Annotated in this window: 1 protein-coding gene and 2 pseudogenes; all 3 read left to right on the top strand. The window is 27.8% G+C overall.

All coding sequences use genetic code 11. The annotated features are described in order from the left end of the window. Nucleotides 1-675 (top strand): annotated as a pseudogene (locus CAMP5053_RS08075) (hypothetical protein); the annotation flags it as partial. Nucleotides 676-678: 3 nt separating this feature from the next. Continuing rightward, complete coding sequence (locus CAMP5053_RS08070; RefSeq protein ID WP_337217630.1) at nucleotides 679-1,323, top strand: PoNe immunity protein domain-containing protein; 645 nt, start codon at nucleotides 679-681, stop codon at nucleotides 1,321-1,323. A gap of 33 nt (nucleotides 1,324-1,356) precedes the next feature. Next, nucleotides 1,357-1,565: pseudogene (locus tag CAMP5053_RS08065) on the top strand (hypothetical protein); the annotation flags it as partial.

The raw sequence follows: 1,565 nt of genomic DNA, 5'->3' as shown, positions 1-1,565 counted from the left end.
TTAGCTATACCTAAGAAAAATAAGATTAAATTTGCTTTAGCTAAAATACAAGCTAATCCTCTTGCTAAGATTAAATGGGACAAGATAAGATGGGAAGGGATAGGAGGTAAGCTAAAAGCAGCACAAAGAAGAAAACAAGTAAATAAACAACAAGTATTTTTAAAAGAAGTTCAAGCACAACAAAAAGAAGCTAAAAAAGTTTTAGCAAATATGGAAAAAAAGATACAAAAATTAAATGGCATTGATAAATTAAGCAATAAACAAAAAGGAAATTATGGCGAAGCTAAAATGCATTTGCATTATTTAAATCAAGGCTATAAAAGAATTAGCTTAAACAAAGTTCAAGGACTTGATGATAAAATTCATCAAGGAATTGATGGAATTTATTATAACCCCAATAAAAATCCAAAATATATCATCGCAGAAGCTAAGTTTGGAACAAGCAAGTTAAATAGAAATCAAAAAACCAAACAGATGAGTAATAGTTGGATATTAGAAGAGGACAAAAATAGACTTGGTGTTGCAGATGAAGAACATAGAGAAAAGATAAAAGAACTTCTTGAAAAAAATAGCAATGAAATCAGAAAAGATTTATTTCATGTTGATGAAGGAGGTAAAGAAACCATTCATTATTTAGATAAAGATGCAAATAAAATTAAAAAACCTAAAGGATAGAAAATGTTAAGAAATACTAAGAAAGATGAAGCGTATTTTACAAAACATATAATAAAGTGTGAAGAAGATATCAAGAAATCCGAAAAAATATTTTTAGAACTTCCTTTTGGAGATAGACAAACTTGTATTTTTTGTATAGAAGATAGAAAAAAATGTATTGCTTTAGATAAATACTCTCGTGGTGATGATATAAACATAGTTAAAAAAGATTTAGAAGCACTTATGCTATTAAAAGAAAAAAATCGTTTAGAAACAGGATTGGATATTGGCTATTACAGGGGAAATGCTATTGAACTTTGCGTTAGAGTATTATTAGATATGGATACTACTTGTTTGCTAGAATTAATAGAAGAAGATGAGAGAAAAAGAAGGGATATACTCAATAGAGATTGGTTTTTACATTTTATAGGTTCTAAGGGTAAGAAGTTAAATTTAGAACGCAAATGTGCTTGCAAAGAACATGAACTGATTAAAGAATTTATAGCCACACAAGATATTGAGTTTTTACATAAATATATGAAAAAACATACAAGGTTAAGGGATCCTTTAGATACCTGGGATCTTGAAGGTGCTGCAATTGTAAAACTAATGAATTTGGATAAAGAAGAATTTAAACAGTATAAATACTTTCCTTATGATTTAATATAATCTTAGTGGGTTTAAAAACCCACAAGGCTTTTTATGGCTAAAAAAAGAAAAATAACTCTTCCTAGAATAAAAGATATTGATATAAGTCCTGATACTTCTTGTTTGCATCCTATATTAGAAGATAATACTTTAATATGCTTACATGGAGGTAAGGTTAAGTTAAAAGCAAAGAATGCTAAAAGAATAAAATCAGACAATGTTCCTATTATGCTTAATAACGAAATACAAGGAGCTAGTATAAA

Origin of the sequence: Campylobacter sp. S4:11, assembly GCF_024723695.1 — a bacterium.
In the GTDB taxonomy this organism is placed as follows: Bacteria; Campylobacterota; Campylobacteria; order Campylobacterales; family Campylobacteraceae; genus Campylobacter_D; species Campylobacter_D jejuni_C.
This window is presented reverse-complemented; position numbering and strand designations above follow the sequence as displayed.

Coding starts and splice junctions, on each gene's coding strand:
- CAMP5053_RS08070 (WP_337217630.1), top strand. CDS start 679: ATGTTAAGAAATACTAAGAAAGATGAAGCGTATTTTACAAAACATATA.